The following is a 14,455-nucleotide window of genomic DNA, read 5'->3' as shown; positions in this document are numbered from 1 at the left end:
CATGACGCTACCGCAAACGCCTTCTTTTTACCTGCACGGCAAACGCGCGCTGGTCACCGGCGGCTCCAGAGGGATTGGCTTTGCCGCCGCCGTTGCGCTCGCGCAGGCGGGCGCAGAGGTATGGATTGCCGCCCGGGATCGTGACGCGCTGGCGAGCGCCGCCGGCCTGGCCGCCGGACACCGGCTCACGCTTCAGACGGTAGCGCTGGATATCACCCAACCCCATGACGTGGAGCGCGCGCTGGCAAACCTGCCGGATCTCGACATTCTGGTGAACAGCGCCGGGCTGGCGCGTCACCAGCCATTTCTTGAGGTCAGCGAGGAAAATTTTGATGCGGTGATGGCGCTCAATCTGCGCGCTACCTTTTTTATCAGCCAGCGCGTCGCCGGGCGAATGCGGGCGGGCAATAAAGGCGGGTCGATCGTTCACGTCTCTTCGCAAATGGGGCACGTGGGCGGCCCCGGGCGCAGCGTGTATTGCGCCTCCAAGTTCGCCCTTGAAGGGCTAACCCGAACCATGGCGCTGGAGCTGGGTGAGGCGGGGATCCGGGTAAATACGCTCTGCCCGACCTTTATTGAAACCGACCTTTCCCGTTCGTCGCTGGCCGATCCGGCGTTTCGCCACTACGTGCTGGAGAACATCAAGCTGCGCCGGCTGGGCAGGCTTGAGGACATTATGGGCCCGGTGGTCTTTCTCGCCTCTGATGCCGCCGCGCTGATCACCGGCAGCGCGCTGATGGTTGACGGCGGCTGGACGGCTACGTGAGGGATACGATGGCACTTCCGCTTCTCGATAACACCGACCTGCCGCTGGTGCTGCTCGGCGGCACGCTCTGTAACGCCCGCCTCTGGCAGCCCGTCATTGAGCGGCTGAACGTTCCGGCGGTGCTGTGCGTCACGCTGACGGGAGCAGAGTCCGCGCGGCAGGCGTCACGGCGGCTGTTAACCGTGCTGCCGCCGCGCTTCCTGCTGGCCGGGTTTTCTCTCGGCGCGATTGTCGCGCTGCAAATTGCCGCCGACGCGCCAGAAAGGCTAAAGGGGCTGGCATTGATGTCCGCCAATCCCCTTGCCGATCCGCCGGAAAATGCCGCGCCGCGGCGGGAAGCGGTACGCGCCGCCCGGTCGCAGGGCGTGGCTGACTGGCTGGCGTCGTCCCTGTGGCGAAGCTACGTCGCCCCGTCACGCCTGCACGACCGCGCTCTGCGGGAGGTTATCTGCCGGATGGCGGAGGAGTGCGGCATCGCCACCTTCGCACAGCAGACGGAAATAGCCATTCACCGGCAGGATAACAGGGCAGCGTTTAACGCCCTCTCCTGCCCCACCCTACTTATCAACGGGGCGCAGGACGCGATCTGCACGCCCCAACATCACCAGTTACTGGCGGCAGGCAACGCGGACGCGACGTGGTACACGGTGGAGACCGGCGGGCATTTTATACCGCTGGAAACCCCGGACGAGGTCGCCCCGCCGCTGCGTCAGTGGATAACGGAGTGCATACAGTGCGCAACAACAGACTAAAGACCGCAGTACGGGAAAATATCCCGATCGTTAACGGCTGGCTGGCGATCCCCTCCGGCTATAGCGCAGAAATCATCGGCCACCAGGGCTACGACGCCGTCACCGTCGATTTGCAGCACGGCATGATCGATTTTGCCAGCGCGCTGACGATGCTTCAGGCGCTTTCAGCCACCCCAGCCGTGCCGCTGGTGCGCGTAGCGGATAACGATCCGGCGCAAATCATGCGCGTGCTGGACGCAGGCGCCTACGGCGTGATCTGCCCGATGATCTCCAGCGCGGAGGAGGCCCGTCGCTTCGTCGCCGCGTGCCGCTATCCGCCGCTGGGCGTTCGCTCTTTTGGCCCGGCGCGAGGGCTGCTCTACGGCGGAAGCGATTATCCCCGGCACGCCAACGACGAGATCCTGACCCTGGCGATGATCGAAACCCGCGAGGGGCTGGCAAACCTTGACGCGATCCTCGACACCGACGGGCTGGACGGCGTGTTTATTGGCCCCAACGATCTCTCCCTGACGCTGACGGGCAGCGCCAGCGCTGAATCCCGGCACCCTGAAATGGTTGCCGCCGTTGAGCGGGTGGTTGACCGCTGCCGCCGGCAGCAAAAAATTGCCGGGATTTTCTGTACCTCCGGCACCGCCGCCGCGGCGCGTATTGCGCAGGGGTTCCGGTTTGTCACGCCCGCAAACGACGTCATGCAGCTGGGCCGCGCCTCGCGTGAGGCCATTGCCCTCGCGCGCGGCAACGCTATCCCCGCCACCGGCGCGTCCGGTTATTAACAGGAGAAAAGATGAAAACCATTACGCTTACCCAGAGCCAGGCGAGAAGCCGGTTAATTGCCCCCGAGGATATGGTTTCCTGCAACCTTGCGTTTATTGATTGCAGGCTGCCCGGTTCGCACCTCAAGCAGAACTATTCGTTCATCGGCCCCGGCGTCACGCAGTCCAGCGAGCAGGTGGTGAATATTCCCGAGCCGCACGGATTTAACATCGGCGCGGCGGCAATGCCGAAAGGGGTGACCAATAACCTGCATCTGCATTTTACGGCGGAAGTATTTTTGATCCACGAAGGGACGTGGCGCTTTCGCTGGGGCGCCAGCGGTGAACATGAAGCGGAATTTAGCGCGCCTGCCATCCTCTCCATCCCGACCTGGATCTTCCGCGGCTTCACCAACGTCAGTAAAGAAGACACCAGCGGAATGGTGTTTACCGTGCTCGGCGGGGACAACACGGGCGGCATCATATGGCACCCTTCAGTGCTCGCGGCCGCCAGCGAGTACGGTATGTATTTGAGCAAAGATAACATGCTGATTGCGCAGGAGGCAGGCGACCCGCCGCCCGAACCCGCCACGCTGCTGACGCCGCTGTCAGCAGACTACGTCGCCGGGCTTCGCGATTACAGCGTTGAGGAGATGCGCCAGCGGGCGGTAACCGGTGATGACCGCTGCTGGTCAGCGCGCGGGCTGCTGGACTCCGCGCTGCCCGGGCACGGCGGCGAAATCGCGCCGGTCATCGGTTTCGGCATTTCACAGGATCGGAATGCCGCTCCCGCCATCACCAGCCCGCACGGCTTTTCCGTCGAATGGCTGCGCCTTGCCGATAATCACGTTGTGGGCCGACACCTGTGCCCGGATATTCAGGTGATCATGGTCTTTAAAGGCCAGCTGGAGGTGACCTGGAACGAGGCGGGCGAAGAGGTGAGCGTCATCGCTCCGGAGTGCTCGGTGATCTCTGTTCCGGCAAACAGCTGGCGTCGCTATCGCGCGACGGGCTGCGACGCCGAATTTATTCTCACCACCCGCGGCGACCAGCGGAAGCGCCTTTACTGGGGTGAGGAGATCCTGCACCAGGCCAGAAAGTATAACCGCTGTCTCGATCCTGATGGCTACGTAGCCGATGCCGACATCCTGCCGGCCACGGCCCGTCGGGCCGGTGCGATACTGGAAAAATGGCAGGCGGATGCCTGACCGGGCCTATGCCCGCAATCACGATAGTGGCGCAGGCCTGGCTGCGCCACCGTGGTTATCGCCTCTTCCCATACGTCAAAAATTATCCGGCCATCCCCTTCTCCAGAACGGTGATATTTCTTCCCGCAACGTTTTCCACCGTGAAATTATCCACATACAACAAAATGAGTTTCAGCCCTCTGCCGCTTTCAGCCAGAAGGCAGGCGTCGAACGACGCGTCGTTACGTGCCGCCTCAAGGCGTTCAGCGGGAAAGGCATCGCCGTCGTCGGTAAAACGCAGCGTCGCGCCCGTGGCGGTAGCGATGAACTCCACGGTGAAGCAACGTTTCGGATCCTCGCGTAGCGCATGGCGAATAATGTTGGTTGCCGTTTCACAGGCGGCGAGATCGAACGCAAAGCGCCATTCGTCGCTGACGGGCAGCGGCGCCATCTGATGCGCAAGCCACACCGCAAGCGGCGAGACCGACGTTAACGTGGCCGGAAGCGAGATGTCGTTAGCCACGGTCAGCTCACCGACCCAGCTGCGCGAGTGCCGCCGCACGATCGGGGCAAATGCGAAATATTCTATCCATCCGGGTCAGGGTAAACATGTTGCGTATGCCGGGGTTCAGGGCGCACAGCATCATTTCACCTTTACCGTTCATCATCTTCAGCAGGGAAACCAGCGCGCCAAGGCCGCTGCTGTCGATAAAATCGATTTTGCTGAAATCGACAATCAGGGCTTTACGATCTTCCCCAATCTCCCTGGCAATGGCTTCCTTAAACCCTGCCGCCACCGAGGCGTCCAGCCGGCGCACCGACGGCGTCATAATGTTTACGTCGCTCAGCCGGTCTGTATCAATGTTCATCGTTTACTCCTGTACGCTCAATCACTAATAAGGAAACATCGTCGGCCATGGCCTGTTGTTCACGGCATTCTCCGCTGCGCCAGCGGATAAGATGCTGCGCAAACTGCGGTAAGAGCCGATCCAGCGCGAGCGTGGCGTCATTCTGGAGCCAACGCTGCAAACGAGCCTGACCGAACTGTTCGTTGTCAGGATTTTCACACTCGGTTATGCCATCGCTAAACAGGCAGAGGCGCTCTCCCGCCGCCAGCGAGAAGCTCACGTCCGTCCAGCTGAGATCCGGCATCAATCCTACCGGCGCACCGCCTTCACCGACCGTCCTGACCTCGCCGCCGGGGCTCACAATGAAGGGGGTAGGATGTCCGGCCTGACAGAGCTTACCTTCACCCGTCGCCAGGTCGATAACGCCGTAGATCATGGTGAAATAGCTCACTATCTCGGCCTCTTCGCTGCAAAAGCGACCGTTCAGGATGCGAACCACTTCCGCGGGAGACGCAACATCGCTCTCGCCCGCAAAAAGGAAACGCTCCACCGCCCTGCCGTGCAGAAACTGTCGGGCTACGGCAAGAGACATCATCGCCGCCCCCACGCCGTGCCCTGAGACATCAACACAGTAGAATCCCAGATGGTTGTCCAGCGGGAACACATTGAAAATATCGCCCGATACCCAGGCTGACGGCAAAAAAATCCAGTCGGCAAAGTAGTCCCGGTAGCGCAGCTGATGCGCAGGCAGAACCGACTGCTGGATGCGCGCCGCCACCTCGAGGTCCTGCTCTATCTGCCTTAAGGCCTCGCTGAGTCGGGCGTTGCGCGCAGCGAGAGTGGCTTCAAGGGACAGCACGCGGGCTCCCGCGTGCAGTCTCGCCCGCAGCTCACTCTGCTCAACCGGCTTGCTGAGGAAATCATCCGCACCGGCATCAAACCCCACCGTCAGATCCCCCGGCTCCTCGCGGGCCGTAAGCAAAATTAAGTACACATAATGCCCGAACTGGCGGCGACGGATCTCCCGACACAGCGTCAGACCATCCATCTCCGGCATCTCCCAGTCGCTAATCACCAGGCTGACGGGCTGGCTTTCAAGGATCTCAAGCGCGGCGACGCCATTCTCCGCCTCGCTGACGGTATACCCCCACTGCGTCAGCATTCGGCTAAGCAGGCGACGATACACCAGTGAATCTTCTACAATCAGGACGTGCTGCGACACCATACGCCCTCCTAAAGCGGTAAGAACCAGATGACGCTGATGGTGCCTTCCCGGAATTTGCCGCTGCCGCTCTGGTGGCCGGGGTAACGGGTGCCGGAGTAGTTTGCATACTGAACTGAGAATGAACCTGGCGTATAGCCCGCGTAGCCAAAACTATAGCTGTAGTCGCCGTTCCAGGGCTGTTGCTGGCTGCTGTCCGGGAACCAGAACGCCGTGGCGCGCACGAAGAAGTGCTGCTTAAAGGTATAGCCACACCCGCTCAGCACCACGTTCTTGTTTTTGCGGATATCGTTGCTGTCCAGATCGTAATAGCGCGGAACCCAGCTGTAGCCCACCTGGCAAATGATGGAGTCGCCCTTGTTGATCAGGAGGGTATTCTCCACGGGCTTCGGCAGGGAAAATTTATACGCCAGGGTCACGGCCCCTTGCTCAAAATAGGTGTGACGACGGGTACCTGACGTCCAGAAGCGGTTATCCCCGTAATTGCTGTAAACCAGGCTCACCGTGTTGGCATGCCAGTCGTCATAGCCAAAGCTGTAGCGAAAATCGGCCGTATAGCGGCTGGTGTCCGTCACCGGCAACCGCGACGTCACGTTCGCAAACCAGTAACTGTAGGGTGAGTACTGCAGGCTGAGATTGAGCGTCTGATTGTATTTTCGTTTCTGCTCTGCGCTGTCGGAACTGTTAGGGATGGTCATCCACTGCTCTTTCAGGCCGGAACTAAAGCTCAGCGCGCCAGAGAAGACGTCCTCATTCCCGGAGAACAGGCGCCCCCACCGGCTGGTAAACACGCCCATCTGCACCGGCTCGTCGTTTTTATCGCGTAGCGCTTGCGCATCGTCCTTCGGCGCCGACTCTGCGCCAGCGGCAACGCACAACAGCGCGCAGGTCAGCAATAATTTATCCCGCATCAGCCCTTCCTTAGTTAGGTATCCAGCGCGCGGCGACGTTATATTTCGCCATCAGCCACAGCACGCCCAGCGTCGCCGCGTGAATGAAGGTGTTCACAACCCAGGCCTGGCGCCACAGATCGAACGTGACGAACTGGCTTACCAGGAACACGACGTAGACGTGCAAAATAAAGGTATAAAGCGAATGCTGGCCCAGCGGGATAAGAAACCAGCCCGCGAGGCGATAAAGGGGCTGCCAGCACCAGGTCAGCAGCAGATAGACCGTCACCATCAGGCAGATATCGTTAAGTACCCTGACGGGTCCCAGGCCATTTTTTGCCGCCCAGGTATGGTAAAACGCGTTAAAGTCCTCCGGCGAAAGGCTGTGCATTAGCAGCGCGGGCGGCATAAACGGGTTGGTATGGTTCTGGGCAATAAAGCCAAGAACCAGCGCAATCATCACCAGCGCCACGAGCACCACCTTACCGGCGGGCGTGCGGGCAAAGGAGATCAACTCCTCTTTGTACCAGCCGCTGCACATTCCCAGCACAAAAATAAACTGCCAGGCGAGCAGCGGAAATGCGAATTCAAACTGAGACGGCGTCACCCGCACCGGCCACACCTGCCAGCAGACGTAGACGAGCAACGACAGGCCCAGCAGCCAGTAGACGTACCCTCTCTGAAGCATTCCCAAAAACAGCGGGCTTAACAGCAGAAGAAAAATATAGAGACCCAGGATTTGCGTTTGATGAGGGCCAATTTGCAGGTAGAGGACAATGTTAAACCAGGTTTCCTTAATTTGCGGCGTCACCGGATACAGTGACCAGGCTGTACCCGAGTAACGATCGGTAAAATGGGTAACCTCATAGACGTTAATAAACGGCAGATACCCTAACAGCAAAAATGAAAGAATAATGATGATATTTACGCGATATATTTTCCACGCACGCAGATAAAGCCCCCAGGATATAGTCAACAATACCGCTTTTTGCAGTCTGGCGCGGTTTAACATTCCCAGCATAAATCCGGAAAGAATGACAAAACCTTCGGCACCGGTTGTCAGGCCAAACCTTTCCCAGGTAAATATATTAAATATCGACATTACCTCCGTGTGCGCTACCACCATCATCACTAACGCGATACCGCGCATAAAATCAATACGTAAATCACGTTTATCCGACAGAACGTAACGCCAGGTCGTTGTTTTTTCGATATCTTTCTTTATAAGCACAGGCGCAATCTGGCTCATGGGGCGTCGCGTTCTCCATGCTAAAAAGTTTCTTGTATTTTATTTAGATAGCGTAAAGAAATGCATCTGGCAATTTTTGAAAACGCTTACGATATTATTAAGCGTAGTTAACGTTTATTTAAGCATGCGTAAAAGATCGCTTTTTTCACACCTCTGGAATTATTTTTTCCACCATCTACACTTACTTTACTTTTTGTTTTAGCGGACGTTATTTTTTGTTTTTCGCTCCCTGTCGGCAACGGGTCTCTTATTAATCGCTATCGTGGAATCAGGATATCCTTCTCTATGGATTTTTATTTTTCCCGTTTTGAACATCGCCAGCCGCCTGAACCGCTTAAGACACCGCGCTGGGTAATGCTCACATGGCAGGTACTGGCGGTTGCCGCGCTGATTTTAGGCGCTAATTATCTTTACTGGCGCTGGACAGCCTCCTTAAATACCGACGCGCTGTGGTATGCCATTCCGCTGGTGCTGGCTGAAACCCTGGCCTGGATCGGCACCGTGCTTTTCACAATTAACCTGTGGAAAGAAGAGGATCCGCCGCAAACCCCGCCCCCCGCTGAGATCAATGATTGCCTGCGCCCCGAAGACGCGGAAGCAGCGAGACCGATAAAGGTCGATCTCTTTATCGCAACCTATTCGGAAGATGTGGAGCTGGTCAGGCTGTCTATTCGGGACGCCATGAAGATGGATTACCCCTTCCCGCTGGACTACAGGGTGCACGTGCTCGATGACGGCCGACGCCCGGAAATGAAAGCCGTCTGCGATCGGGAAGGCGCCAACTACATCTCCCGGCAGACCAATATTGGCTTCAAGGCCGGCAATTTGCGAAACGGGCTTGAGCAAACCGACGGCGATTTCCTGATCATTTGCGATGCCGATACCCGGGTTTTCCCTACCCTGCTCAGCCATACGCTGGGCTACTTTCGCGACCCTGACGTGGCCTGGGTCCAGACGCCGCAGTGGTTCTTCGACCTGCCGGAGGGGGAAAACCTCGCGCGCTGGCTTGGGCGAAAAGCGGGCAAAACGGGATACGGGCTGGGATGGCTCGCCCAGAAGCTTATCGGGCCAGTAACCGTTGGTCGCGATCCCTTTTTTAACGATCCGCGCATGTTTTATGACGTGATCCTGCGCCGGCGAAACTGGGCCAACGCCGCCTTCTGCTGCGGTGCGGCCTCTGTCCACAGGCGCGAAGCGGTAATGCAGGCGGCGCTGCGCAGCTACGTCTGGACGGTTGAAGAAGAGATCGATCGCCACACGCGGGATATACGCGATCCCGTCATGCGCGAAACCCTTCAGGACGCCATGCGCCCTCACGTGGCCTTCGACACAGAACTTACGCCCTATAAGTTTCACGTATCGGAAGATATTTATACCTCCATCCTGCTCCACGGCGATGCGGCCCGCCGCTGGCGCTCGGTAATGCACCCGCGGATCGAATCGAAAATGCTCTCTCCGCAGGACATGCTGACGTGGATGATCCAGCGCTTCAAATACGCTGCGGGTTCACTGGATATTCTGTTCCACGACAATATTTTCAGCCGCCGCCGTTTCAAGCTCTCTTTGCCGCAAACCCTGATGTACGCTACCACCTTCTGGTCCTATCTGGCCTGCGTGTGGAACACTATCTTCCTGATATCGCCCATTATTTACCTGTTTACCGGTATTCCGCCTGTATCAGCGTGGTCTGAACCCTTCTACCTGCATTTTTTGCCCTTTTTTATTGTGTCGGAGCTGGCGTTTATGTTCGGCACCTGGGGAATATCAGCCTGGGATGGCAGAGCATCGTATCTCTCTTTCTTCTCCATGAACCTGCGCGCCCTCGACACGGTCTTGCGCGGAGAACAGATCAAATTCCACGTCACCCCCAAAGAGCGGCAGACGGGGCGCTTTCTTTATCTGGTAAAACCGCAGATCGCCATCGTCGTGCTCACCCTGGCCGGGCTGATTTGGGGCGGTTTTCAGGTCGCACGCGGGCAGGTTGACGATCCTTCCGGCTACGTCATCAACATCTTCTGGGGCGCAGTTAATATTGCCGCCATGCTGCCGCTGATCTTCGCCGCCATGTGGACCCCGGCGGAAGAGGAGGTGAGCGAATGAGAAAACGCGACGCGCTTTTGTCAGCCCGCAGCTACCTCACTATCCTGCTCGGCTTTCTGCTGGGATTCGCTATTGTCGTCTGGGTTGAAAAACAGATGCCGACACGCGTTGAGAGCAGCGCGGGGATGTCGCTGAGTAACGATTTCCCGCCCTTGCCCGCTCCGCGTGAACTGACATTCGAAGAAGCGATCTGGGCGCGGGTGGCCTGGCAGTATTATGTGAACAACACGCAGCCGAATGGCCTGGCCAACGCGCACGACGGGGAACCCTGGCTCAGCCTGTGGAGCACCGGCAGCTATCTTTTTGCCGTTGCGGCCGCAAGGCAGCTCAACATTCTTACTCCCGCCGAATTCGATGAACGCATCGCGGCCGCGCTGGCCGCCCTCGCCAGCCTTCCACTCAATCCCCAGGGTCTGCCCGCCGCCTATTATCATGCCGACACGCTGGAAGCCCTGGGCAAACCGGACGCCTCGGCGATCGGCATGGGCCGCCTGCTAAACGCCCTGCAAACGCTGCTGTGGCGCTATCCTCAGCATGCTGGCGCCGTGCGCAGTCTGCTCGATCGCTGGAAGACGGGCGCCCTGATTGCCAACAGCACCACCAGCCAGGCCGCGGTCCCGCTACACCACTGGGCGCTGGCGACGGACGAGCCGCGAAACAGCTTCGGCTACCGTCTTTATGCAAGCCATACGCTTCGGCTGATCGACAGCGCGGCGGGACTGGCGGTAACGAACCCGCCAGAAGGGCAGCAGATGATCGACATCGACGGAATAATGGTGCCCGACGAAGGGCTGCGCACGCCGTGGGGTCGTCAGCCTTCGCTTATCAGCCTTCCCTATTTATTAACGGGCCTCGAGCTGGGCTTTGATGCGCAGAGCGCAGAAATCACGTGGCGCATTATGCAGATCCAGCAGCGCCGTCATAGCCTGCGGGTCCGCAAGCCCCCGATCAGCACCGATTACGCCGAGCCCGCGCCGGATTACGTCAACGATCTGCCGGATCGCCAGCCGCTGCAAAACAGCGCCCTGCTTGACGCCACGCCGGAGCAAACGGCGATTACCTCGACCCGCACCGCCTTTGCCTGGTACGCCCTGTTCCGCAACGGCTGGAGCGAAGCGCTGCGCCAGCAGGTGCAGAAGCTACAGGTACCGGGCAAGGGCTGGCAGCGCGGGCTTAACCTTAACAGCAGCGTCAACGATATCGTTGACGCCGATACCAATGCCGTCGTCCTCGAAAGCCTGGCGTACATTGCCCACGGTCAGATGCTTTGTCTGGCCTGCCCTGGCCCCGCCACCGCCACTCCCCCAACCTCTTCAGCAGGAGCGAAGCCATGAAGCTGAAATCAATACTCTTTTTTCCTCTTCTGGCCGGGCTTGTGGCGTGCTGGCTCTCACTCGCTGCGGCACAGGCGGCGACCGGGCTTCCCGCCTCGGACTACCCTCCGCGCAGCGGCGAGCTCACGCCCCGGGAGATGACCATTGCCAAAAACGCCTGGCAATATTTCGTGGCTAACTACCAGCCCACTACCGGCCTGGTGAATGCGGTCAATAAATTTCCCTCAACCACCATGTGGGACAGCGCCTCCTATATGGCCGCGATGACGGCCGCAAGGGAGCTGGGGATTATTGATAAAGCTGAATTCGATCGCAGAATGCTGAAATTACTCGCCACCCTGAACAAACTGGATTTGTTCCGCAACGAGCTGCCCAATAAAGCCTATAACACCATCACCGCCCAGAAGGTTAACTACCAGAACAAGCCTGGCGAGATTGGCTTCTCGGCGCTGGACATCGGCAGGATGCTGATCTGGCTGAAGGTCATTAAGGAGCGCTATCCGGAATACGGCAACAGCATTGATAACGTGATGCTGGGGTGGAATTTCACCAACGTTATTAACCCCTGCGGAATGATGTACGGGGCCTACCTGGAAAACGGCCAGCCGAAGTACGTACAGGAGGGGCGGCTGGGCTACGAAGAGTATGGTGCCGCGGGCTTTGCGCTGTGGGGCTTTGGAACCTGTCAGTCCAGCCAGCCTCAGCCCTACGAGCTGGCGGAGATCTACTGCGTAATGGTGCCCTACGACTCGCGCGATCCGCGCCTTACCAACCAGCATAATTACGTCGTAACCGAATCCTATGTGCTTTACGGCCTGGAATTTGGTTTCGACAAGCCGACGGACAGGGAAAACAGTCCGCGCGACTACTCCCATCCGTGGATGAAAAACTTCGCCGACAGGGTTTATCAGGCTCAGGAGAATCGCTACGCCATCACCGGTATCTTATCCGCTCGCTCTGAGCATCAACTCGATAAGTCCCCCTACTTCGTCTACGACACCGTATTCAGCGACGGCTTCAACTGGAACACCATCACCGACAAGGGGCTATACGTTCCCAACACGGCCGCCGTCTCGCTGAAGGCGGCGCTCGGGATGTGGGTGCTCTGGAACTCGCCCTATACCGACCGCCTGCTGGACGCCATTGAAAACGCCAACGAGGCGGACAAAGGGTACTATGAAGGGCTGTACGAAAACGGCGACGGCCCCATCAAAGAGTTCACCGCCAATAACAACGGCATCATGCTGGAAGCCTTGCTGTTCAAAAAAGAGGGCAAGCTGCTGCAGTTCAACAGCGATAACCCCAAAGACCGCAACTTTGCCCCCTCCCTGTGGGAAAAAAAGCTGGTGGATCTCTTTGAGCCAAATAATGCCTCGCGCAATCGTCCATTCCTGAACGGTACGCCAGCGGTGAAGACCTGGTGTGAACAGACCGGGACTACCCTGCGCGCCAAACCCGCCTGTCAGGCCTGTCAATGCGCCACCTGTAATACGGACGAGCCTGTGAAACTGCCGCCGGTGACCGCACAATGCTTAAGACCTTAGCCCGCTGGCTGGCTGCCGCCGTCCTCATGCTTATTATCGCCTTCGCCCTGTTCGGCCGGGAGGGCGCAGGGTGGCGCTGGCTGACCAAAGGTGGCTGGCACACCACCGCGCGCATCAGTAGCCTGACCCCGCAGGAGCGGGAGTGGGCGCGTATCGCCTGGCGCTATTTCGAGAATAACACCCAGCCTCAGACGGGGCTGGTTAACGGCAGCGATAAGCAGCCGCGCGTTACGCTGTGGCAAATGGGCGATACGCTAATCGCCCTGCTGGCTGCCCGCGAGCTGGATCTGATCCGGGCGGACGAGTTTGATGCGCGGCTGACGCGGCTGCTCGGAACCCTTAATCGCCTGACGCTGACCGAAACCCGTACCCCCGGCAGGCTCTATTCCAGCCGAACGGCCTCGCCCATCGACTTCACGGGAAAACCGGCGCAGCGCGGATGGTCGGCGAAAGATATGGCGAGGCTGATGCTGGCCCTGCGGCTCGCTGCCGAGCGGGCGCCCGAGTATCGCGAATATCTGGATAAAATCATCCTGCGCTGGAACTTCTGTCCGGTGATGGATAAGGACGGGGAGCTGTGGTCTGCGTCGGTGCAGAACGGGCAGCCGGTGGTGCGCGATGAACTGCGGCTGGGTGAAAGCGAATATGCTGCCAGCGCGTTTCGGCTGTGGGGATTTCCATCGGGTAAGGCATTTTCCCCGCCTTCTCAGAACGTCATCCTCTACCAGCGCAGCCTCGCCGTTGACGCGCGCGATCCAAGAACGACCTGGCAGCCGTCGCTGCTCTCTACCCTCCCCGCCATGCTCCCGGGCCTGGAGTTCGGCTGGCAGCCGCCCGGGGTAGCCTCCGATATTCAAAAAACGCTGCGCGCCCGGGCCGAAGGGGTATGGCTCAGCCAGAAAACGCGCTGGGAGCGCGACGGCGTGCTCACCGCCCGCGCCGATTTTTACCTCTCCCGGGCGCCCTGGCGCGTCGAGGACGCCGTCTGGGGGAATGGCTACGCCTGGAATACGTTGGGCGATGACGGTAAAAGCTATCCCCGGCTGGCGCAGGTGACGACGAAAGCGGTCTTTGTGCTCTGGACGCTGTGGGAGACCGAATACACCGACGCCCTGATGGCCGTAACCCGACACCTTAATAACCCGAATCAGGGCTGGTTTGAGGGCCGCGTTGAGGCAACCGGCGACATCAACCCGACGCTCACCCTCTCGACCAACGCCATGGTGCTGGAAGCGCTGCTGTACAAACACAACGCCGGGCCGCTGTTTGAAAACGGCCTTGTGGAAAACGACGGCTATTTTGCCCGCCGCACGTCGGATCCCTTCAACCCGCCCGGCCTCTGCCTGCCGGGTGAACGTGGCGCGAGGGCCGCACCATGAAATTTTATCGCGATCTCTTTGACGCCAGCCTGAACCGCGTCCTGCCGGAGAATGATAAACGGCACTTTTTTGAGGCGTTCTGGGAGACTTTTATCCATATGTCCCCCGAAACGGAGCAGCACTTTGCCGGGGGCCAGGGCCGGGATGGCCAGCAGATGATCTTCAAGAGCTTTTTCGCCATGCTTGCCGTTGACGGTGCGCTCTTTGTGCCAGATTTTCTGGAACGCCTTGCGCGGGAGCAGAGCGATGAAGGGCTGCGCCTGCCGCCGCGATTTTTCGGCCTCTGGCGGGAGGCAATGCTCAGGACCGTGCGCGCCTGCGATCCCCTTTGCGATGAGGAGATCCTCACGGCCTGGGCGATGGCGATTGCGCCCGGGCTGGAGTATCTTCGCCGCCAGGCGGAGCTGCACTATCAGGCCAGAGGTGAGTAAC

14 protein-coding genes are annotated in these 14,455 nt (G+C 59.2%); 9 read left to right on the top strand and 5 right to left on the bottom strand.

The genetic code is table 11. The features are described 5' to 3' along the window. Position 1: 1 nt before the first annotated feature. From IM304_RS15210 to IM304_RS15195, 4 genes are read left to right on the top strand one after another with little or no spacing between them, the layout of a single operon-like run. Positions 2–766, top strand: a complete 765-nt coding sequence (locus tag IM304_RS15210) for an SDR family NAD(P)-dependent oxidoreductase (protein WP_148421466.1) — start codon at positions 2–4, stop codon at positions 764–766. An 8-nt stretch (positions 767–774) separates the two neighbouring features. Beyond that, positions 775–1,518, top strand: coding sequence for an alpha/beta fold hydrolase (locus IM304_RS15205; RefSeq protein ID WP_193356656.1), 744 nt, complete (start codon positions 775–777; stop codon positions 1,516–1,518). Further along, positions 1,500–2,291 (top strand): HpcH/HpaI aldolase/citrate lyase family protein, encoded by a 792-nt coding sequence (locus IM304_RS15200; protein WP_193356657.1) that lies wholly within the window; start codon positions 1,500–1,502, stop codon positions 2,289–2,291. Before IM304_RS15205 ends, IM304_RS15200 begins: the two co-directional genes overlap by 19 nt. An 11-nt stretch (positions 2,292–2,302) precedes the next feature. Further along, positions 2,303–3,478, top strand: coding sequence for a cupin (locus IM304_RS15195; RefSeq protein WP_193356658.1), 1,176 nt, complete (start codon positions 2,303–2,305; stop codon positions 3,476–3,478). A gap of 82 nt (positions 3,479–3,560) precedes the next feature. Here IM304_RS15195 and IM304_RS15190 read toward each other — a convergent pair whose 3' ends face one another. From IM304_RS15190 to opgC, 5 genes are read right to left on the bottom strand one after another with little or no spacing between them, the layout of a single operon-like run. After that, on the bottom strand, positions 3,561–3,980 hold the full coding sequence (locus IM304_RS15190) for an ATP-binding protein (RefSeq protein WP_322091061.1): 420 nt from the start codon (positions 3,978–3,980) through the stop codon (positions 3,561–3,563). A 7-nt stretch (positions 3,981–3,987) separates the two neighbouring features. Continuing rightward, on the bottom strand, positions 3,988–4,326 hold the full coding sequence (locus IM304_RS15185; RefSeq protein WP_148421458.1) for an STAS domain-containing protein: 339 nt from the start codon (positions 4,324–4,326) through the stop codon (positions 3,988–3,990). Beyond that, positions 4,316–5,530 (bottom strand): PP2C family protein-serine/threonine phosphatase, encoded by a 1,215-nt coding sequence (locus tag IM304_RS15180; RefSeq protein ID WP_193356659.1) that lies wholly within the window; start codon positions 5,528–5,530, stop codon positions 4,316–4,318. The genes IM304_RS15185 and IM304_RS15180 overlap by 11 nt, the downstream gene beginning before the upstream one ends. Before the next feature lie 8 nt (positions 5,531–5,538). Continuing rightward, positions 5,539–6,438: a hypothetical protein gene (locus IM304_RS15175; RefSeq protein ID WP_148421454.1), complete on the bottom strand. Its 900-nt coding sequence runs from the start codon at positions 6,436–6,438 to the stop codon at positions 5,539–5,541. 10 nt (positions 6,439–6,448) lie between these two features. Next, positions 6,449–7,666, bottom strand: a complete 1,218-nt coding sequence (opgC, locus tag IM304_RS15170) for an OpgC domain-containing protein (protein ID WP_193356660.1) — start codon at positions 7,664–7,666, stop codon at positions 6,449–6,451. Between the two features lie 285 nt (positions 7,667–7,951). Here opgC and IM304_RS15165 point away from each other — a divergent pair, with 285 nt between their 5' ends. From IM304_RS15165 to IM304_RS15145, 5 genes are read left to right on the top strand one after another with little or no spacing between them, the layout of a single operon-like run. After that, on the top strand, positions 7,952–9,766 hold the full coding sequence (locus IM304_RS15165; RefSeq protein ID WP_148421449.1) for a glycosyltransferase: 1,815 nt from the start codon (positions 7,952–7,954) through the stop codon (positions 9,764–9,766). Continuing rightward, complete coding sequence (locus IM304_RS15160) at positions 9,763–11,100, top strand: DUF3131 domain-containing protein (protein WP_193356661.1); 1,338 nt, start codon at positions 9,763–9,765, stop codon at positions 11,098–11,100. The genes IM304_RS15165 and IM304_RS15160 overlap by 4 nt, the downstream gene beginning before the upstream one ends. Further along, complete coding sequence (locus tag IM304_RS15155; RefSeq protein WP_193356662.1) at positions 11,097–12,644, top strand: DUF3131 domain-containing protein; 1,548 nt, start codon at positions 11,097–11,099, stop codon at positions 12,642–12,644. The genes IM304_RS15160 and IM304_RS15155 overlap by 4 nt, the downstream gene beginning before the upstream one ends. Continuing rightward, positions 12,629–14,023: a DUF3131 domain-containing protein gene (locus IM304_RS15150; protein ID WP_148421443.1), complete on the top strand. Its 1,395-nt coding sequence runs from the start codon at positions 12,629–12,631 to the stop codon at positions 14,021–14,023. The genes IM304_RS15155 and IM304_RS15150 overlap by 16 nt, the downstream gene beginning before the upstream one ends. Continuing rightward, positions 14,020–14,454 carry a globin gene (locus IM304_RS15145; protein ID WP_176609685.1) on the top strand — a complete coding sequence of 145 codons (435 nt, stop codon included), beginning with the start codon at positions 14,020–14,022 and terminating at the stop codon, positions 14,452–14,454. Before IM304_RS15150 ends, IM304_RS15145 begins: the two co-directional genes overlap by 4 nt. Position 14,455 lies beyond the last annotated feature (1 nt).

Origin of the sequence: Enterobacter cloacae complex sp. P40C2, from assembly GCF_014930695.1 — a bacterium.
In the GTDB taxonomy this organism is placed as follows: Bacteria; Pseudomonadota; Gammaproteobacteria; order Enterobacterales; family Enterobacteriaceae; genus Enterobacter; species Enterobacter pasteurii.
The sequence above is the reverse complement of the archived record's forward strand: the minus strand, read 5'-3'. Positions and strand labels throughout refer to the sequence as shown.